This is a genomic window from Streptomyces sp. NPDC002386, assembly GCF_053593175.1.
In genome coordinates, this window is record NZ_JBSFBX010000009.1 from 190,104 (window position 1) to 208,981 (window position 18,878).

Here is an 18,878-nt window from a genome sequence, read left to right on the forward strand (position 1 = left end):
TTCACCGGATGGGTGTGCAGGGGGACGCTAGCTGACGGAACGTCAGGTGGCCATCGACGCGGCCCGGCGGCGCGGGCCCGGTCAGACGCCGGCGGCCGCGGGCTCCCCGGCGGGCTCGCCGGATCCGGCGGCGGTCCCGCCGGCCGGCGCCGGGCGCACCACCGCGGGCTTCGGCAGGGCCGTGTACAGCAGACCGGAGATCACGATCGTGGCGACCCAGCCGAGGCCGTACTCGCCGATGACGTTGTTCTTCGCCAGCGGGCCGGTGAACCAGTCCGAGGTGGTGAACAGCAGGCCCCCGGCGAGGCCGGCCGCCCAGGCCGCCACCGCGGCGGGGGAGAAGCCGCCCCGGTACCAGTAGGCGCTGGTGCGCGTGGTGTCGGCCATGGCCCGGCCGTCGTACTCGGTGCGCCGCAGCATGTCCGCGCCGAACACGCCGACCCAGGCCGAGAAGGCGACCGCCAGCAGGGAGAGGAAGGCGATGAACGAGCCCATGAAGCTCGTCGCCACCAGCATCAGCACCCCGCCGAGGACGAGCGAGATCACGGCGTTCACCGAGACCGCCCAGTGGCGCGGCACCTTGAAGCCCCGGGTCTGCGCGGTGAAGCCCGCCGAGTACATGGACATCGAGTTGATCAGAAGCATGCCGATCAGCGCGATGAGCAGGTACGGCACCGCGAGCCACGTCGGCAGGATCTCGCCGAGGAAGGAGACCGGGTCCGCCGCCGAGGCCAGGTCGGGCGTGGAGACCGCCATGACCGCGCCCATCAGCACCATCGGCAGCACCACGATCCCGGCGCCGCCCACCGCCGTGCCCACGATCGCCTTCGACGACGCGGTGCGCGGCAGGTAACGGGTGAAGTCCGGTGCGGACGGGATCCAGCTGACCCCGCCCGCCGCGATCATCCCGATGCCGGTGATCACGGAGGCCGTGGAGCCCGCGCCGTGGTGCATGACCTTCGACCAGTCCGTGTGCACGGCCAGATAGCCGAGGACCAGCACGGAGAAGACGCCGAACACATAGGTCGCGTACTTGTTGCACCTCTGCACGGCGTTGATGCCGAGACCGGAGATCGCGAAGGTCGCGACGACGAAGGCCAGCAGCATCACCATGTCCAGCACGCTGTTCGCCCTGATGCCGAACACGATGTCCAGGATGGTCAGCATCGCGTACGCGCCGGTCACCGCGTTGATCGTCTCCCAGCCCCAGCGGGCGACCCAGATCAGCGAACCGGGAAGCAGGTTGCCGCGCTGGCCGAACACCGCGCGCGACAGCGCCATGCCGGGGGCGCCGCCCCGCTTGCCGGCGATGCCGATCAGGCCGACCAGCCCGTAGGCCACGACCGGAGCGGCGGCCGCGACGACGAGGGCCTGCCAGATGTTCAGGCCGTACGCCACCACCAGGCTCGCGCCCATGGTGAGCAGCAGCACGCTGATGTTGGCGCCGACCCAGGTCGGGAACAGTTCGCGGGTTCTGGCGGTCCGCTCGTGGTCGGGTACCTGCTCGATGCCACGGGTCTCGAGAGCGCCTTCGGCCTCGGCTGTCTTGCTCATGAAAGAGGGTGCCTCGGGGTGGGGGGACGGGACGTCGGGGACTCTACGCGCGTGGACGGAGCCAATACCATCGTACTTTGATCCGACTCATGCCTTCCAGTGGTTTTTGTCTCTCGGAGGAAGCCACGAACCCGGCGGCGGCGGACCCATGGCCGATACTGGACGCGTTATGGAAACCATCATCCTTGCTGTAGTCATCGCCGTGGTCGTCCTCGGTGCGCTGGGCGGGCTCATCGTCGGCAGCCGGCGCCGCAAGCCGCTGCCCCCGCCGCCGCCCAGGACGCCCGACATCACCGCGCCCCCGGCCGAGCCGCACGTCGGCGAAGAGGCCGAGACACCGCGCGACGAACCGCGCCGGACGATCGAGGAGGTGGATCTTCCCGGCGGCCCCGCCCCGGTCGTCGTCGAGGAGCCGCCCACCGTCGAGGCTCCCGAGATCGAGATCCCGGAGCCCACCGCGGGGCGGCTGGTCCGCCTGCGCACCCGTCTCTCCCGCTCGCAGAACGCCCTGGGCAAGGGCCTGCTCACGCTGCTGTCCCGCGAGCACCTCGACGAGGAGACCTGGGAGGAGGTCGAGGACACCCTGCTCACCGCCGACGTCGGTGTGCAGCCCACCCAGGAACTGGTCGAGCGGCTGCGCGAGCGGGTGAAGGTGCTCGGCACCCGCACCCCGCAGGAGCTGCGCGCCCTGCTGCGGGAGGAACTGCTCAAGCTGGTCGGCACCGACGTCGACCGCTCGGTCCGGACCGAGCCCGAGGACCGCAAGCCCGGCATCGTGATGGTCGTCGGCGTCAACGGTACCGGCAAGACCACCACCACCGGCAAGCTCGCCCGGGTGCTCGTGGCCGACGGCCGCACCGTGGTGCTGGGCGCCGCCGACACCTTCCGGGCCGCCGCCGCCGACCAGCTCCAGACCTGGGGCGAGCGCGTCGGCGCCTACACCGTGCGCGGCCCCGAGGCCGGCGACCCCGCCTCCGTCGCCTTCGACGCGGTGAAGGAGGGCAAGGAGATGGGGGTCGACGTGGTCCTCATCGACACCGCCGGCCGGCTGCACACCAAGACCGGCCTCATGGACGAGCTGGGCAAGGTCAAGCGCGTGGTCGAGAAGCACGCGCCGCTGGACGAGGTGCTGCTCGTCCTGGACGCCACCACCGGCCAGAACGGTCTGGTGCAGGCCCGAGTGTTCGCCGAGGTCGTGGACATCACCGGCATCGTGCTGACCAAGCTCGACGGCACCGCCAAGGGCGGCATCGTGGTCGCGGTCCAGCGCGAGCTGGGCGTCCCGGTCAAGCTGATCGGCCTCGGCGAGGGCGCGGACGACCTGGCGCCGTTCGAGCCGGAGGCGTTCGTGGATGCGCTCATCGGTGACTGACGACGGGGTGTGCTCACCCGCCGGATCGAAGAAGCGCCCGCCCCCAGTACACGGGGGGCGGGCGCTTCGCCCTTTCCGGCACACCCGCACGGGGCGGTCGCGCGGACGGCGCTCGTACGGAGTTCGCTCGGGTGGGGGCCGGACGCGGAGAACGCTCAGTCCCTCGCCCGCGACCGGTGGGCCACGTACGCCAGCGTGCCCAGCAGCAGCCGGGCGGCCGGCGGCCGGGTCGCCGAGTCCAGCGCGGGCGGACGCAGCCAGCGCACCGGCCCGAGGCCGCCCCGGTCGGAGGGCGGCGCGGTGATGTACGTCCCCGGGCCGAGGCCGCGCAGGTCCAGCGCGGACGGGTCGTCCCAGCCCATGCGGTAGAGGAGCCGGGGGAGGTCGGCGGCGGCGCCGGGGGCGACGAAGAAGTGGGCGCGTCCGTCGGCGGTCGCGGTGACCGGGCCGAGCGGGAGGCCCATGCGCTCGAGCCGCACCAGGGCGCGGCGCCCGGCGGGCTCGGCCACCTCGACGACGTCGAACGCGCGGCCGACGGCGAGCATCACCGAGGCGCCCGGGAACTCCGCCCAGGCCCTGGTCACCTCGCCGAGCGTGGCGCCGGCCGGCACCGTCGGCGCGAAGCCGAGCGGGTGGGCGCCGGGGGCCCGGCAGCCCGGCTGCCCGCAGGAGCAGACGCCCGCCACGGCCCGTGCGCCCGGCACCACGTCCCAGCCCCAGAGTCCGGTGAACTCGGCGACGGCGGTGCACTCCGACGAACGGCCGCGCCGACGTGTGCCGGAACGGATCTCGCGCATACCGCCGATCGTGAAGCCCATGCCCCCTCCAACGGGTCCGGCGCGCCGGTGGTTACGACGCGGAACGAGACGGAAGCGGAACGTGACGCTACGGCCGCGGTTCCGTTCGCTCCGTGAGGCCGAGGCGGCGCGTCGAAGCGTCGTGGGTGGCGCGAAGGGATTCGTGCGCCCCCGTGTGCATCACCCCGCCGACGGCCTTTCGTCCTATGTCAAGTGAATCGCGTTGCGCAGACCGTGAGTTCATTCGAAGGGGTGGCGAATGGTGGCGTTTCCAGGTCCGCCATGGCTGGACGGGTGATCGTGGGATTACTGTGAGTGCGTGAGGCCTGGGGGCACATGCCCTCGCGGGTATGCCGGAGGCAAGCCGTCGGTCCGTTCGAAGGGTGAGAACCGGCGGACGGGAGGCCCTGTTTACCGGCATTCTGATAGGGCTTGGCGCACTCGGCGGCAAGTGGTCTCAGGGATGGGGGCGTGCCAGTGGGCGGCAACGGCGGAAGCGGGACGAACGCTGACAAGCGCCCCAACGAGCTGCTCGGCTCGTGGTTCGTGCGCAGCGGCTGGTCCAAGGGCGAGCTGGCCCGCCAAGTGAACCGCAGGGCACGCCAGTTGGGTGCCAACCACATCTCCACGGACACCTCGCGGGTGCGTCGCTGGCTGGACGGCGAGAACCCGCGCGAGCCGATCCCGCGGATCCTCTCCGAGCTGTTCTCCGAGCGCTTCGGCTGTGTCGTCTCCATCGAGGACCTCGGCCTGCGCGCCGCCCGCCCGTCCCCCTCCGCGTCCGGTGTCGACCTGCCCTGGACGGGCCCGCAGGCGGTGGCCCTGCTCAGCGAGTTCTCGCGCAGCGACCTGATGCTGGCGCGGCGCGGCTTCCTCGGGACCTCGCTGGCCCTGGCCGCGGGCCCGTCCCTGGTCGAGCCCCTGCAGCGCTGGCTCGTGCCGGCCCCCTCCTCGCCGGTCCCGCCGGAGCCCGAGTCCGTCCACGACTCCCGCAGGCCGGGCCGGCTGTCCAGGCCCGAGCTGGACCTGCTGGAGTCCACCACGCGCATGTTCCGCCAGTGGGACGCCCAGTGCGGCGGCGGTCTGCGCCGCAAGGCGGTCGTCGGCCAGCTCCACGAGGTCACCGACCTCCTCCAGGAACCCCAGCCCGAGGCCACCAGCCGCAAGCTCTTCAAGGTCGCCGCCGAACTCGCCGAGCTCGCGGGCTGGATGTCGTACGACGTGGGCCTCCAGCCCACCGCGCAGAAGTACTTCGTCCTCGCGCTGCACGCCGCGAAGGAGGCCGGCGACAAACCGCTCGGCTCCTACGTGCTGTCCAACATGAGCCGCCAGATGATCCATCTCGGCCGGCCCGACGACGCCCTGGAACTGATCCATCTCGCGCAGTACGGCAGCCGCGACTGCGCCAGTCCGCGCACCCAGGCCATGCTGTATGCGATGGAGGCCCGCGCGTACGCCAACATGGGCCAGCCCGGCAAGTGCAAGCGGGCCGTCCGGATGGCCGAGGACACCTTCGCCGACGCCGACGAGTGGGACGAGCCGGACCCCGACTGGATCCGCTTCTTCTCCGAGGCCGAACTGTTCGCGGAGAACTCGCACTCCTACCGCGACCTCGCCTACGTGGCGGGCCGCAGCCCCACCTACGCCTCCCTGGCCCAACCGCTGATGGAGCGGGCTGTGGAGCTGTTCGCCAAGGACCAGGAGCACCAGCGGTCGTACGCGCTGAACCTGATCGGCATGGCCACCGTGCACCTGCTGCGGCGTGAGCCCGAGCAGAGCACCCAGTACGCCTCCGACGCCATGCGGGTCGCCAAGAAGGTGCGTTCCGAGCGGGTGAACACCCGGATCCGCAAGACGGTCGACACCGCGGTGCGCGACTTCGGCGACCTCACCGCCGTCGTCGACCTCTCCGACCAGCTCGCCGTGGACCTGCCGGAGGCCGCGGAGGCCGTCTGAACTCTCAGGTCACCCATGCGCCGGCCGTGGCCGGTCCTCCCGAACCGCCCGACTCGGCTCCCCCGCGCCAGGTCATCGGAGAGGCCCGCCACGGCCGGTTTTCTTCGCGCCGAGAAGGTTGCGCCACGATAACGATCCCGCAGCCCGGCATCCCGCTCTTCACCGACGCGTAACACGCGGGGCGCCTTCGTCACCCGGGCGAAACAACGAGGGGCTTCCACCGAAACCGCGCTGCGCGAGTCTCATGGCGCATAACCGGCCCACCCCTCACCCGACCGGTCCGCCCAGGCACCGCCCGCACGGGGCCGTACAACCGACGAGGAGACGCCGATGGCACCAGCCATCACGCTTGCCGCGGAGGCATCCAAGTTGTCCGCCGCGAACACAGGCTTCATGCTCATCTGCTCCGCCCTGGTGCTGATCATGACCCCGGGCCTGGCCTTCTTCTACGGAGGCATGGTCCGCGTCAAGAGCACCCTGAACATGCTCATGATGAGCTTCATCAGCATGGGCATCATCACCATCCTCTGGGTGCTCTACGGCTTCTCCCTCGCCTTCGGGTCGGGATCCGGCCTGATCGGGTGGAACGCCGACTGGCTCGGCCTCAGCAACATCGGACTGACGGAGCTCTGGGACGGCTACACGATCCCGGTCTACGTCTTCATGGTCTTCCAGCTGATGTTCGCCATCATCACCCCGGCCCTGATAAGCGGCGCCCTCGCCGACCGAGTCAAGTTCTCGGCCTGGTCGCTGTTCATCACCCTGTGGGCCACGATCGTCTACGTCCCGGTCGCCCACTGGGTCTGGGGCGCGGACGGCTGGGCCTTCAAGCTCGGCGTGATCGACTTCGCCGGTGGTACCGCGGTCCACATCAACGCCGGTGCCGCGGCCCTCGGCGTCATCCTGGTCATCGGCAAGCGGGTCGGCTTCAAGAAGGACCCGATGCGCCCGCACAGCCTGCCGCTGGTCATGCTCGGCGCCGGTCTGCTGTGGTTCGGCTGGTTCGGGTTCAACGCCGGCTCCTGGCTCGGCAACGACGACGGCGTCGGCGCGCTGATGTTCGTGAACACCCAGGTCGCCACCGCGGCCGCGATGCTCGCCTGGCTCGCCTACGAGAAGATCCGCCACGGCGCGTTCACCACGCTGGGCGCCGCCTCCGGCGCCGTCGCCGGCCTGGTCGCGATCACCCCGTCGGGCGGCGCGGTCTCCCCGCTCGGCGCGATCGCCGTCGGCGCCATCGCCGGTGTCGCCTGCGCCGCGGCCGTCGGCCTGAAGTTCAAGTGGGGCTACGACGACTCCCTCGACGTGGTCGGCGTCCACATGGTCGGCGGCATCATCGGCTCGCTGCTCATCGGCTTCTTCGCCACCGGCAAGGGCCAGTCCGACGCGACCGGCGTCTTCTACGGCGACCACTCCTTCGACCAGCTGTGGAAGCAGTGCGCCGGTGTCTTCGCGGTCCTCGCCTACTCCCTGGTCGCCTCCGCCGTCCTCGCCTTCCTGATCGACAGGACGATCGGTATGCGGGTCGGTCAGGACGAGGAGATCTCCGGCATCGACCAGGCCGAGCACGCCGAGAGCGCCTACGACTTCAGCGGCACCGGCGGCGGTGTCATCGGCTCCTCCGCCCCCGGCCCGGCCGCGGCCGCCAAGCCCTCCAAGAAGGTGGACGCATGAAGCTCATCACCGCCGTCGTCAAGCCGCACCGGCTGGATGAGATCAAGGAGGCCCTCCAGGCCTTCGGCGTCCACGGACTGACGGTCACCGAGGCCAGCGGCTACGGTCGTCAGCGGGGCCACACCGAGGTGTACCGCGGTGCCGAGTACACCGTCGACCTGGTTCCGAAGATCCGTATCGAGGTATTGGCCGAGGACGACGACGCCGAGCAGCTGGTCGAGGTCATCGTGAAGGCGGCCCGCACCGGCAAGATCGGTGACGGCAAGGTCTGGTCGCTGCCGGTGGAGACGGCCGTACGGGTCCGCACCGGCGAGCGCGGCCCGGACGCGCTCTGAACGACGCGAGGACAGGAGTCGCTGGGTGACGGGTACGGATGTGCGGAAAGAGACGGACGACTCGGGACCCGGCGGCTACGCGGCGGCCCGGCTGCGCCTCCTCACCGAGGAGGCGCGGTCCGGGCCGCCGCGCCGTTCGGCCCTCGCCGAGCTGACCGACGACTGGCTCTCCGGCCTCTTCACGGCCGCGGCCGGAGGACTCAGGGGTGTCTCGCTCGTCGCCGTCGGCGGCTACGGCCGCGGGGAGCTGTCCCCGCGCAGCGACCTCGACCTCGTGCTGCTGCACGACGGCGGTGACCCCGGCGCGATCGCCGCCCTGGCCGACCGCCTCTGGTACCCGGTCTGGGACCTCGGCCTCGCGCTCGACCACTCCGTGCGCACCCCGGCCGAGGCCCGCCGAACGGCCGGTGAGGACCTGAAGGTCCAGCTCGGCCTGCTGGACGCCCGCCACCTCGCCGGCGACCTCGGCCTCACCGCCGGACTGCGCACCGCCGTCCTCGCCGACTGGCGCAACCAGGCACCCAAACGCCTGCCCGAGCTGCAGGAGCTGTGCGCCGAGCGCGCCGAACGGCAGGGCGAACTGCAGTACCTCCTGGAACCCGACCTCAAGGAGGCCCGAGGCGGCCTCCGGGACGCCACCGCCCTGCGCGCCGTGGCCGCCTCCTGGCTCGCCGACGCCCCCCGCGAGGGCCTCGCCGACGCCCGCCGGCACCTGCTCGACGTCCGGGACGCCCTGCACCTGGCCACCGGCCGCGCCACCGACCGGCTCGCACTCCAGGAACAGGACCAGGTCGCGGCCGGACTGGGCCTGCTGGACGCCGACACCCTGCTGCGCCAGGTGTACGAGTCGGCGCGCGTCGTCTCGTACGCCAGCGACGTCACCTGGCGCGAGGTGGGGCGCGTGCTGCGCTCGCGGGCCGTCCGCCCGCGGCTGCGCGCCATGCTGGGCGGCGGCAAACCGGCCACCGAGCGGTCGCCGCTGGCCGAGGGCGTGGTCGAGCAGGACGGCGAGGTGGTGCTCGCCCGCGCCGCACGCCCCGAACGCGACCCCGTACTGCCGCTGCGCGCCGCGGCCGCCGCCGCCCAAGCCGGCCTTCCGCTGTCCCTGCACGCCGTACGGCGCCTGGCCGCCACCACCCGCCCGCTGCCCACGCCCTGGCCCGCCGAGGCCCGCGAGCAACTGGTCACGCTGCTCGGTTCCGGCCGCCCGACCATCGACGTCTGGGAGGCTCTTGAGGCGGAGGGCCTGATCAGCCGCCTCCTGCCCGACTGGGAACGGGTCCGCTGCCGGCCGCAGCGCAACGCCGTCCACATCTGGACGGTGGACCGGCACCTGATCGAGACCGCGGTCCGCGCCTCCGAGCTGACCCGCCGCGTCGGCCGCCCCGACCTGCTCCTCGTCTCCGCGCTGCTGCACGACATCGGCAAGGGCTGGCCCGGCGACCACTCCGTGGCCGGCGAGATCATCGCCAGGGACGTGGCCGCGCGGATCGGTTTCGACCGGGCCGACGTCGCGGTGCTCGCCACCCTCGTCCGGCACCACCTGCTGCTGATCGAGACGGCCACCCGGCGCGACCTGGACGACCCCGCCACCGTCCACTCGGTCGCCGAGGCCGTCGGAAGCCAGAGCACCCTGGAGCTGCTGCACGCCCTCACCGAGGCCGACGCGCTCGCGACCGGCCCCGCCGCCTGGTCCACCTGGCGCGGCTCCCTCGTCGCCGACCTGGTGCGCCGTGTGGCCGCCGTGCTGGCCGGCGACGCGGCCGAGGAACCCGAGCCCACCGCGCCCACCGCCGAGCAGGAGCGCCTCGCCATCGAGGCCTTCCGCACCGGCAGCCCCGTCCTCGCCCTGCGCGCGCAGACCGAACCGGGACCCGGGGAGGACACCCCCGGCGAGCCCGAACCGCTCGGCGTGGAACTGCTCATCGCCGTACCGGACCAGCCGGGCGTGCTGCCGGCGGTCGCCGGTGTCCTCGCCGTGCAGCGGCTGACGGTCCGCACGGCCGGGCTGCGCGCCCTGCGCCTGCCCCACGACGTCGAGGACGCGTCGGTCCTGCTGCTGAACTGGCGGGTCGCGGCCGAGTACGGCTCCCTGCCCCAGGCCACCCGGCTGCGCGCCGACCTGGTCCGGGCCCTGGACGGCTCCCTCGACATCGCCGGCCGCCTGGCCGAACGGGACGCCGCCTATCCGCGCCGCCGCGGCTGGGTCGCCCCGCCGCCCCGGGTGACGGTGGCCCCGGCGGCCTCCCACCACGCCACGGTGATCGAGGTACGCGCCCAGGACGCCCCCGGGCTGCTGTTCCGGATCGGTATGGCCCTGGAGAAGGCGGCGGTGCGGGTGCGCAGCATGCACGTCAGCACGCTGGGCGCCAACGCCGTCGACGCCTTCTACGTGACGACGGGAACCGGGGCGCCGCTGCCGCCGGAGGACGCGGCGTCGACGGCCAAGGTGCTGGAGGACACGTTGCGCGGATGACGCGCGGTCCCCCTCCCGGTCCGCCGCGTGGTGGGACGGGCGGGGGATATCCGCTCTCCGGGCGGATATCCTGGAGGGCAGCCCAGAACGCCCCCGACTTCCGAGGACCGACGCCGCCGTGTTCGATACCCTCTCCGACCGCCTCAGTGCGACCTTCAAGAACCTCCGTGGGAAAGGCCGACTGAGCGAAGCGGACATCGACGCCACGGCGCGCGAGATCCGCATCGCACTGCTCGAAGCCGACGTGGCCCTGCCCGTGGTCCGCACGTTCATCAAGAACGTCAAGGAACGCGCGCTCGGCGCCGAGGTCTCCAAGGCGCTCAACCCCGCCCAGCAGGTCCTCAAGATCGTCAACGACGAACTGGTGACCATTCTCGGCGGCGAGACCCGCCGGCTCCGCTTCGCCAAGCAGCCCCCCACCGTGATCATGCTCGCGGGTCTGCAGGGTGCCGGTAAGACCACCCTCGCGGGCAAGCTCGGCAAGTGGCTCAAGGACCAGGGCCACTCCCCGCTGCTCGTCGCCGCCGACCTCCAGCGCCCGAACGCCGTGAACCAGCTCGGCGTCGTCGCCGAGCGCGCCGGTGTCGCGGTCTACGCGCCGGAGCCCGGCAACGGCGTCGGCGACCCGGTCAAGGTCGCCAAGGACTCCATCGAGCACGCGCGGACCAAGGTCCACGACATCGTGATCGTGGACACCGCCGGCCGTCTCGGCATCGACCAGGAGATGATGCAGCAGGCCGCGGACATCCGCGACGCCGTCTCCCCGGACGAGATCCTGTTCGTCGTCGACGCGATGATCGGTCAGGACGCCGTCAACACCGCCGAGGCCTTCAGCGCCGGCGTCGGCTTCGACGGCGTGGTGCTCTCCAAGCTCGACGGCGACGCCCGCGGTGGCGCCGCCCTGTCGATCCGGCAGATCACCGGCAAGCCGATCATGTTCGCGTCGAACGGCGAGAAGCTCGACGACTTCGACGCGTTCCACCCTGACCGGATGGCCTCCCGCATCCTCGACCTCGGTGACCTGCTCACCCTGATCGAGCAGGCGGAGAAGACCTTCAGCCAGGAAGAGGCCGCCAAGATGGCCTCGAAGCTGGCGTCCAAGAAGGGCCAGGACTTCACCCTGGACGACTTCCTGGCCCAGATGGAGCAGGTCAGGAAGATGGGCTCCATCTCCAAGCTGCTCGGCATGCTCCCGGGCATGGGCCAGATCAAGGACCAGATCAACAACCTGGACGAGCGGGACGTCGACCGCACCGCCGCGATCATCAAGTCGATGACCCCGGTCGAGCGTCAGGACCCGACGATCATCAACGGCTCCCGCCGCGCCCGTATCGCCAAGGGTTCCGGTGTCGACGTCAGCGCGGTGAAGAACCTCGTCGAGCGGTTCTTCGAGGCCCGCAAGATGATGTCCCGCATGGCCCAGGGCGGCGGCATGCCCGGCATGCCGGGGATCCCGGGCATGGGCGGTGGCCCCGGCCGGACCAAGAAGCAGCCGAAGAAGGCCAAGGGCAAGCAGCGCTCCGGCAACCCGATGAAGCGCAAGCAGCAGGAGCAGGAGGAGGCGGCCCGGCGCGCCGCGGCCGCCGAGGGCGGCGCCTTCGGGCTGCCGCAGCAGGGCGGCCAGGAGTTCGAGCTGCCGGACGAGTTCAAGAAGTTCATGGGCTGACTCCCGCCCGTACGTCACTGAGGGCGCCTCCCCGAGCCAGGGGGGCGCCCTCAGCGCATGCCGAGGCAGGCGTGGTGCCGTAACGTCCAGGTATGAGCAATGCGGCGCCACCCCGCAAGGCCCCTGACCAGCCGTGGCGCGCCGAGGGCACCCCCGACGAGACGCCCCGGCCGTCCGGCGGCGGACTGCGCGGCGGCAAGTGGTGGGGCCTGCTCGTCACCGCGGTGATCGTCTTCCTGCTGGCGTACGTCGGCCTGAACTACCTGGGCAAGGGAAACGAGCCGACGATCTCCTACACGGAGTTCAGCCGTGAGGTCGGCGCCGGCAACGTCGCCAAGATCTACTCCAAGGGCGACGCGATCCAGGGCGAGCTCAAGAGCCCCCGGGCCAACCCCGACGGGGGCGGCGACTACACCAAGTTCCGGACGCAGCGGCCGGCCTTCGCCGACGACAAGCTGTGGCAGAACCTGAGCAGCCACGGCGTCACGGTGACGGCGCGCCCGGTCGTGCAGGAGCGCGGCCTCCTGTCCAACCTGCTGATCTCCCTGATCCCGATCGTGCTGCTGGCCGCGGTGTGGATCTTCATCGCCCGGCGGGTCGGCACGGGGCTGGGCGGCGCGGGCGGCATGTTCGGGCGCAAGGCGCCGCCCAGACCCGTCGAGCTCCGGCCAGGCACCGGGCGCACCACCTTCGCCGACGTGGCCGGCATCGACGAGGTCAAGGGCGAGCTGGACGACGTCGTCGACTTCCTCAAGCACCCCGACACCTACCGCCGGATGGGCGCCAAGCTGCCCCGCGGTGTCCTGCTCGCCGGATCCCCGGGCACCGGCAAGACCCTGCTCGCGCGCGCGGTCGCGGGCGAGGCCGGCGTGCCGTTCTTCTCGGCCTCGGCGTCGGAGTTCATCGAGATGATCGTCGGCGTCGGCGCCTCCCGGGTCCGTGAGCTGTTCGCCGAGGCCCGCAAGGTGGCCCCGTCGATCATCTTCATCGACGAGATCGACACCATCGGACGGGTACGCGGCGGCGGCGCCTCGATGAGCGGCCACGACGAGCGCGAGCAGACCCTGAACCAGATCCTCACCGAGATGGACGGCTTCTCCGGCTCCGAGGGCGTGATCGTCATCGCGGCGACCAACCGCGCGGACATCCTCGACCCGGCGCTGACCCGGCCCGGCCGCTTCGACCGGGTGGTCAGCGTGGCCCCGCCGGACCGCGGCGGACGCGAGGCGATCCTGCGCATCCACACCCGGGAGATGCCGCTCGCCGGCGATGTGGACCTGACCCAGCTCGCGCGGGTGACGCCCGGTATGACGGGTGCGGATCTGGCCAATCTCGCGAACGAGGGCGCGCTGCTCGCGGTCAAGGGCAAGCGGGATCAGGTGACGCGGGCGGACCTGTCCGAGGCGCTGGAGAAGGTCCAGCTCGGCGCCGAGCGCACCCTGGTGATGCCGGAGGAGGACCGCCGCCGCACCGCGTACCACGAGAGCGGCCACGCCCTGCTGGGCATGCTGCAGACCGGCGCCGACCCGGTCCGCAAGATCACCATCGTGCCGCGCGGCCGGGCGCTCGGCGTGACCATGTCCACGCCCGAGGTGGAGCGGTACGCGCACTCGGAGGGCTATCTGCGCGGCCGCATCATCGGCGCGCTCGGCGGCATGGCGGCGGAGGAGGTCGTCTACGGAGTCGTCACCACCGGCGCCGAGAGCGACCTCGAGCAGGTCACCAACATCGCGCGCGGGATGGTGGCCCGCTGGGGCATGAGCGAGCGCGTCGGCCGGTTCTCCGCGCTCCCCAGCGACGCCCAGCAGGCGTACGGACTGTCGGCCGCCCCGCAGACCCTCGACGTGATCGACGCCGAGATGCGCCGGATCGTCGACGAGTGCTACGAGGAGGCCTGCCAGAAGCTGCGCGACCACCGGGGCCGGCTGGACGCGCTGGCGCACGCGCTGCTGGAGAACGAGACGCTGGAGGAGGCGGACGCCTACCGGATCGCCGGCATCACCCGCCTGACGAAGGACGGGGAGGCCTAGCGGCACGGGCCGCCGGCACCGGCCGGGGGTGCCGCTACGGCACCCGGGCGACCAGGTAGCGGAACACGTTCGGCATCCACACCGTCCCGTCCGCGCGCCGGTACGGGTGCAGCGCCTCCGCCAGCTCCTTGTCCACCTGCTTGCCGTCGGTGGCCGCGATCGCCGCGTCGAAGAGACCGGTCGACAGCAGGCCGCGTACGGCGCTGTCGGCATCGGCGTACCCGAACGGGCAGGCGACCCGCCCCGAGCCGTCCGGCTTCAGCCCGGCCCGCTGGGCGACCTCCTCCAGGTCGTCACGGCGGGCGGGCCGCCAACTGCCCGCGCTGCGCAGCGGATCGGCGAGCTTCGTCGCCACCCGCAGCACCGAGGAGGTGGCGCAGCGCTCCGGCGGGCCCCAGCCGGCCAGCACCACGGCCGCCCCGCGCGCGGCCAGCGGTACCGCGCCCGCCAGCAGGCCGCCCAGGCCCTCGGAGTCGCCCGCCAGGCAGCCGATCGGCTCGAAGACGGTCATCAGGGTGTACGCGGGCGTCCGCGCGCCGGCCGCGCCGCCGGGCAGATCCTCGACGAGAGTCGTGCCCGTTGCCGTTTCCGTGCCCGTCCCCGTGCCCGTTCCGCCTCCCGGACGCGCGCGCGTGCGCCGCGCGGCGTCCGGCGACAGGCGCTCGCGCGCGAGGGCGAGCAGTTCCCGGCAGGAGTCGACGCCGGTCACGGCGGCCCCTCTGGAGGACGCCATCAGCAGGGCCAGACCGGAACCGCAGCGCAGGCCCAGCAGCCGGGTCGCGGGGCCCACCTCGAGCCGCTCGTAGACGGCCTCGTAGAGCGGGACCAGCATCCGCTCCTGGATCTCGGACCAGTCCCGCGCGCGTGCGCACGGGTTCACGCCGGGTGGTACGGGACTCGGGTGGGACAAGTGCTCCCGCACGAGCGTAGGTGTCATAGGTAAGCGCCCCAATCCGCCGACTGTTCGTCGCTGTGCCCGATTGCGAGGCCCCCGTGCCGATCGCTCGCACCCTCCACGTATGTCAGGTAACTCCCGGCTCGCGATGCCGTCCAGGGGTCGTGGGGCCCCGCTTGGGGACTGAGCGCATAAGTGGCGAGATTTCACACGCACGCAACCCGGGCGCCCGTACGGTGTCGCTCCGGCGGCGGACGGGCCGGTGACGAGGGGCGCGGACCCACCCGGTAACGTCACGATCGGCGCGGACGCTGACAGAGGTGACGGCCGCACGCGAGAGCGACCGAAACCCACCTTGCGCATCCGGCGCCCACCGCCACAGCACCGCTTAGACGCCGCGTCGTACGTCGGACTACGCACCGGCTTGGTACGAGCTGTGAGGCTTCTCCGCAGATCAGCGCACCCGCCCTCGTCAGGACGCATCAGCGGCAACTGACGGGTACGTGCAAATTATTTGGGATGCCCCGGAATCGGAACACTCTGGCACCCACGCTCGTTGTCATTACGTGAGCACGACACAGACACCACCTGTTCTCGCCGCAGAGCTGGCACAGGCGTGGGCCGACATTCAGCGGTACCACCCCGAACTGCCGGACCTTGCCGCGCCAGAGTCCCTGATCGGGGAGTCGTCGTCCGCGTGCGGTCACGAACTCTCCTTCGAGCGCCTGCTCCACGAGGCCGTCCACGGCATCGCCGCCGCGCGCGGTGTCCGCGACACCTCCCGCGCCGGCCGCTACCACAACCGCCGCTTCCTGGCCGTGGCCGAGGAACTGGGCCTGGACCACCCCGAGGAGCCGCATCCCAGCAGCGGCTTCTCGCTGGTCACGCTCAATCCGGAGGCGAAGCGGCGCTACCGTCCGACCATCGAGCGCCTCCAGCGAGCCCTGAAGGCGCACACGGTGGCCACCTCGGCCGACACCTCCCGCACCTTCCGGGGCCCGGCCGCCCGTCACGGCTCCTCCGGCGGCGGCGTCCGCGTCAAGGCGGTCTGCGACTGCGGCCGCAACGTCCGGGTGGTGCCCTCGGTCCTGGCCCAGGCCCCCATCGTGTGCGGCGGCTGCGGCAAGCCGTTCCGGATCCCGGAGGTCGTGGGAGTGGCGTAACCGCGAGCCGCGAGTGCCGGCATCTCGTGGGTGCCGGAAGCGGGCTCGTCCCCGCGTGGCCCGCCGTCGGCGGTCCGCGCGGCGCCGGGCGGCGCACCCGACGCGATCTCACCCCGGCGCCGGGTGCCGCTCGGGCATGCCCGCATGCGGCCGTGCTCCGCGGCGGAGTGCCCCGCGGCGGAGAGCGACCCGAGGGGTGTGGCACAATGGCTAGCTGTACTCGACAGTCGCACAGGACCCCTCTCTCCTCCGGCTGACGCGTCCATCGGGCATATCGGGTACCGCAACCCCACGCGGCAGCTCGCCGTGCCCAACCACGTCAAAATCAGGAGAGTCCACTCCCGTGGCAGTGAAGATCAAGCTGAAGCGTCTGGGCAAGATCCGTTCGCCTCACTACCGCATCGTCGTCGCCGACTCCCGTACCCGCCGTGACGGCCGGGCCATCGAGGAGATCGGCAAGTACCACCCGACCTACAACCCGTCGGTCATCGAGGTGGACGCCGACCGCGTGGCGTACTGGCTGGGTGTCGGCGCGCAGCCGACCGAGCCCGTTCTCGCCATCCTGAAGAAGACCGGCGACTGGCAGAAGTTCAAGGGCGAGCCGGCTCCCGCGCCGCTCCTCGTCGCCGAGCCGAAGTCCACGCGCCCGTCGTTCGAGGCTCTCGGCGGTGACGACGAGGGCAAGGGTGAGGCCATCACCCAGAAGAAGAAGGCTGAGAAGAAGGACGAGGCCGCTGCCGAGTCCGAGTCGACCGAGGCCTGAGCAGCATGCTCGAAGAGGCGCTTGAGCACCTCGTGAAGGGCATCGTCGACAACCCTGACGATGTGCGGGTCGCCTCGCGTGACCTGCGCCGCGGGCGCGTGCTCGAGGTCCGGGTCCACCCGGACGACCTCGGCAAGGTGATCGGCCGCAACGGCCGCACCGCGCGCGCACTGCGCACCGTCGTGGGCGCCATCGGCGGCCGCGGAGTCCGCGTCGACCTCGTCGACGTGGACCACGTCCGCTGACGCTTATCGCAGCACCGGCTCGGGCCGGGGAGGGCCACTGGGCCGTCCCCGGCCCGTAGTCGTATGACAGGAGAGCAACCACAGTGCAGCTGGTAGTCGCACGGATCGGCCGAGCCCACGGCATCAAGGGCGAGGTCACCGTCGAGGTACGAACCGACGAGCCCGAGCTGCGGCTCGCCCCGGGAGCCGTTCTGGCCACCGACCCGGCCTCCGCCGGACCGCTCACCATCGCCACCGGCCGGGTGCACAGCGGCCGCCTCCTGCTGCGCTTCGAGGGCGTGGGTGACCGCAGCGCCGCCGAGGCCCTGCGCAACACCCTGCTGATCGCCGAGATCGACCCCGAGGAACTGCCCGAGGGTGAGGACGAGTACTACGACCACCAGCTCATGGACCTCGACGTGGTCACCGAGGACGGCACGGAGGTCGGCCGGATCACCGAGATCTCCCACCTGCCCTCCCAGGACCTGTTCATCGTCGAGCGTCCGGACGGCAGCGAGGTGATGATCCCCTTCGTGGAGGAGATCGTGACCGAGATCGACCTCGATGAGCAGAGGGCCGTCATCGCGCCCCCTCCGGGCCTGATCGACGACGCCGCCGAGATCGCCTCGTCCCGGGAAGAGGACGCATGAGGCTGGACGTCGTCACGATCTTCCCCGAGTACCTCGAACCGCTGAACGTCTCCCTCGTCGGCAAGGCACGCGCGCGCGGGCAGCTCGACGTCCACGTGCACGACCTGCGCGCGTGGACGTACGACCGGCACAACACGGTCGACGACACCCCCTACGGCGGCGGACCCGGCATGGTCATGAAGACCGGGCCCTGGGGCGACGCGCTCGACACGGTGCTCGCCGACGGCTACGAGACCGGCGGCCGGGCCCCCGCGCTGATCGTGCCCACCCCCAGCGGCCGGCCCTTCACCCAGGAACTGGCGGTCGAACTCTCCGAGCGCCCCTGGCTGATCTTCACCCCGGCCCGCTACGAGGGCATCGACCGGCGCGTCATGGACGAGTACGCGACCCGGATGCCCGTCTACGAGGTCTCCATCGGCGACTACGTGCTCGCCGGCGGCGAGGCGGCCGTCCTGGTCGTCACCGAGGCCGTGGCCCGGCTGCTGCCCGGCGTCCTCGGCAACGCCGAGTCCCACCGGGACGACTCCTTCGCGCCCGGCGCGATGGCGAACCTGCTGGAAGGCCCCGTCTACACCAAGCCGCCCGTCTGGCGCGGCCGGGACATCCCCGAGACGCTGCTCAGCGGCCACCACGGCCGGATCGCCCGCTGGCGCCGCGACGAGGCCCTGCGGCGCACCACGGCCAACCGCCCCGACCTGATCGAGGGCTGCGACCCCAAGGCCTTCGACAAGAAGGACCGGGAGATGCTGTCCATCCTGGGCTGGGAACCGGACCCGGAGGGGGAGCCGTACGGCCGGTTTTGGCGCCACGCCGACGGCGTGGAACAATAGGCCGCTGTTGTGCGTCCGTCCGGCGTGCGCCCCTGCCACAGGGGGACACGACGCCCGCACCGACTCGCACGGCAGTCCTCATGGAAACCTAGTTCCCGTTGATGACCTGTGGCATCAGCGAAGAAAGCAGACGAAATGTCTCACCTGCTCGACACCGTCGACGCCGCGTCGCTGCGCAGCGACGTCCCCGCCTTCCGCCCGGGTGACACCGTCAACGTCCACGTCCGCGTCATCGAGGGCAACCGCTCCCGTGTGCAGCAGTTCAAGGGCGTTGTGATCCGTCGCCAGGGCTCCGGTGTCCGCGAGACCTTCACGGTCCGCAAGGTCTCGTTCTCCGTCGGCGTCGAGCGCACCTTCCCGGTGCACACCCCGATCGTCGAGAAGATCGAGCTGGTCACCCGTGGTGACGTGCGCCGCGCCAAGCTGTACTACCTCCGTGAGCTGCGCGGCAAGGCCGCGAAGATCAAGGAGAAGCGCGAGAACTGAGCGCTTT

At 71.7% G+C, this 18,878-nt stretch carries 16 protein-coding genes; 13 read left to right on the forward strand and 3 right to left on the reverse strand.

The window, feature by feature from the left end:
- Nucleotides 1-81 precede the first annotated feature (81 nt).
- Nucleotides 82-1,554 carry a cytosine permease gene (locus ACWCPN_RS19895; protein WP_451207740.1) on the reverse strand — a complete coding sequence of 491 codons (1,473 nt, stop codon included), beginning with the start codon at nucleotides 1,552-1,554 and terminating at the stop codon, nucleotides 82-84.
- 169 nt (nucleotides 1,555-1,723) lie between these two features.
- Here ACWCPN_RS19895 and ftsY point away from each other — a divergent pair, with 169 nt between their 5' ends.
- Nucleotides 1,724-2,926, forward strand: coding sequence for a signal recognition particle-docking protein FtsY (ftsY, locus tag ACWCPN_RS19900; RefSeq protein ID WP_199212169.1), 1,203 nt, complete (start codon nucleotides 1,724-1,726; stop codon nucleotides 2,924-2,926).
- Nucleotides 2,927-3,081: 155 nt separating this feature from the next.
- On the opposite strand, the gene ACWCPN_RS19905 is transcribed toward ftsY, so the two are convergent.
- A complete protein-coding gene (locus tag ACWCPN_RS19905) occupies nucleotides 3,082-3,744 on the reverse strand; it encodes a bifunctional DNA primase/polymerase (RefSeq protein ID WP_451207743.1) in 663 nt (220 codons plus the stop codon).
- A gap of 456 nt (nucleotides 3,745-4,200) precedes the next feature.
- Here ACWCPN_RS19905 and nsdA point away from each other — a divergent pair, with 456 nt between their 5' ends.
- The 6 genes from nsdA to ftsH all read left to right on the forward strand — a co-directional run bounded on the left by nsdA (nucleotide 4,201) and on the right by ftsH (nucleotide 13,860).
- Nucleotides 4,201-5,679 (forward strand): transcriptional repressor NsdA, encoded by a 1,479-nt coding sequence (nsdA, locus tag ACWCPN_RS19910; RefSeq protein WP_199213677.1) that lies wholly within the window; start codon nucleotides 4,201-4,203, stop codon nucleotides 5,677-5,679.
- A 330-nt stretch (nucleotides 5,680-6,009) separates the two neighbouring features.
- A complete protein-coding gene (locus ACWCPN_RS19915) occupies nucleotides 6,010-7,353 on the forward strand; it encodes an ammonium transporter (RefSeq protein WP_451207746.1) in 1,344 nt (447 codons plus the stop codon).
- Nucleotides 7,350-7,688 (forward strand): P-II family nitrogen regulator, encoded by a 339-nt coding sequence (locus ACWCPN_RS19920; RefSeq protein WP_100828472.1) that lies wholly within the window; start codon nucleotides 7,350-7,352, stop codon nucleotides 7,686-7,688. Before ACWCPN_RS19915 ends, ACWCPN_RS19920 begins: the two co-directional genes overlap by 4 nt.
- 25 nt (nucleotides 7,689-7,713) lie before the next feature.
- Entirely contained in the window at nucleotides 7,714-10,164 is a 2,451-nt protein-coding gene (locus ACWCPN_RS19925) for a [protein-PII] uridylyltransferase (protein ID WP_451207749.1), read from the forward strand.
- Nucleotides 10,165-10,282: 118 nt separating this feature from the next.
- Nucleotides 10,283-11,830, forward strand: a complete 1,548-nt coding sequence (gene ffh, locus ACWCPN_RS19930; RefSeq protein ID WP_365129415.1) for a signal recognition particle protein — start codon at nucleotides 10,283-10,285, stop codon at nucleotides 11,828-11,830.
- Between the two features lie 92 nt (nucleotides 11,831-11,922).
- On the forward strand, nucleotides 11,923-13,860 hold the full coding sequence (ftsH, locus tag ACWCPN_RS19935) for an ATP-dependent zinc metalloprotease FtsH (RefSeq protein ID WP_451207752.1): 1,938 nt from the start codon (nucleotides 11,923-11,925) through the stop codon (nucleotides 13,858-13,860).
- A gap of 34 nt (nucleotides 13,861-13,894) precedes the next feature.
- On the opposite strand, the gene ACWCPN_RS19940 is transcribed toward ftsH, so the two are convergent.
- Nucleotides 13,895-14,797, reverse strand: coding sequence for an SAM-dependent methyltransferase (locus ACWCPN_RS19940; RefSeq protein ID WP_451207755.1), 903 nt, complete (start codon nucleotides 14,795-14,797; stop codon nucleotides 13,895-13,897).
- Nucleotides 14,798-15,321: 524 nt separating this feature from the next.
- Between ACWCPN_RS19940 and ACWCPN_RS19945 the strand changes: the two genes are divergently transcribed.
- From ACWCPN_RS19945 to rplS, 6 genes are all read left to right on the forward strand, one after another.
- Nucleotides 15,322-15,918: a hypothetical protein gene (locus ACWCPN_RS19945; RefSeq protein ID WP_365129418.1), complete on the forward strand. Its 597-nt coding sequence runs from the start codon at nucleotides 15,322-15,324 to the stop codon at nucleotides 15,916-15,918.
- Nucleotides 15,919-16,261: 343 nt separating this feature from the next.
- Nucleotides 16,262-16,681, forward strand: a complete 420-nt coding sequence (rpsP, locus tag ACWCPN_RS19950) for a 30S ribosomal protein S16 (RefSeq protein WP_132889815.1) — start codon at nucleotides 16,262-16,264, stop codon at nucleotides 16,679-16,681.
- A gap of 5 nt (nucleotides 16,682-16,686) precedes the next feature.
- Nucleotides 16,687-16,926, forward strand: a complete 240-nt coding sequence (locus ACWCPN_RS19955) for an RNA-binding protein (protein WP_109381758.1) — start codon at nucleotides 16,687-16,689, stop codon at nucleotides 16,924-16,926.
- An 83-nt stretch (nucleotides 16,927-17,009) separates the two neighbouring features.
- Nucleotides 17,010-17,555 carry a ribosome maturation factor RimM gene (gene rimM, locus ACWCPN_RS19960; RefSeq protein ID WP_451207759.1) on the forward strand — a complete coding sequence of 182 codons (546 nt, stop codon included), beginning with the start codon at nucleotides 17,010-17,012 and terminating at the stop codon, nucleotides 17,553-17,555.
- Nucleotides 17,552-18,385, forward strand: a complete 834-nt coding sequence (gene trmD, locus ACWCPN_RS19965) for a tRNA (guanosine(37)-N1)-methyltransferase TrmD (protein ID WP_392295154.1) — start codon at nucleotides 17,552-17,554, stop codon at nucleotides 18,383-18,385. Before rimM ends, trmD begins: the two co-directional genes overlap by 4 nt.
- A gap of 135 nt (nucleotides 18,386-18,520) precedes the next feature.
- A complete protein-coding gene (gene rplS, locus ACWCPN_RS19970; protein ID WP_199212174.1) occupies nucleotides 18,521-18,871 on the forward strand; it encodes a 50S ribosomal protein L19 in 351 nt (116 codons plus the stop codon).
- Nucleotides 18,872-18,878 lie beyond the last annotated feature (7 nt).

Bases quoted from the DNA above. Each gene is read 5' to 3' on its own strand.
- ACWCPN_RS19895 (WP_451207740.1), bottom strand. From the start codon at position 1,554: ATGAGCAAGACAGCCGAGGCCGAAGGCGCTCTCGAGACCCGTGGCATC.
- ftsY (WP_199212169.1), top strand. From the start codon at position 1,724: ATGGAAACCATCATCCTTGCTGTAGTCATCGCCGTGGTCGTCCTCGGT.
- ACWCPN_RS19905 (WP_451207743.1), bottom strand. From the start codon at position 3,744: ATGGGCTTCACGATCGGCGGTATGCGCGAGATCCGTTCCGGCACACGT.
- ACWCPN_RS19915 (WP_451207746.1), top strand. From the start codon at position 6,010: ATGGCACCAGCCATCACGCTTGCCGCGGAGGCATCCAAGTTGTCCGCC.
- ACWCPN_RS19920 (WP_100828472.1), top strand. From the start codon at position 7,350: ATGAAGCTCATCACCGCCGTCGTCAAGCCGCACCGGCTGGATGAGATC.
- ftsH (WP_451207752.1), top strand. From the start codon at position 11,923: ATGAGCAATGCGGCGCCACCCCGCAAGGCCCCTGACCAGCCGTGGCGC.
- ACWCPN_RS19940 (WP_451207755.1), bottom strand. From the start codon at position 14,797: ATGACACCTACGCTCGTGCGGGAGCACTTGTCCCACCCGAGTCCCGTA.
- ACWCPN_RS19955 (WP_109381758.1), top strand. From the start codon at position 16,687: ATGCTCGAAGAGGCGCTTGAGCACCTCGTGAAGGGCATCGTCGACAAC.
- trmD (WP_392295154.1), top strand. From the start codon at position 17,552: ATGAGGCTGGACGTCGTCACGATCTTCCCCGAGTACCTCGAACCGCTG.
- rplS (WP_199212174.1), top strand. From the start codon at position 18,521: ATGTCTCACCTGCTCGACACCGTCGACGCCGCGTCGCTGCGCAGCGAC.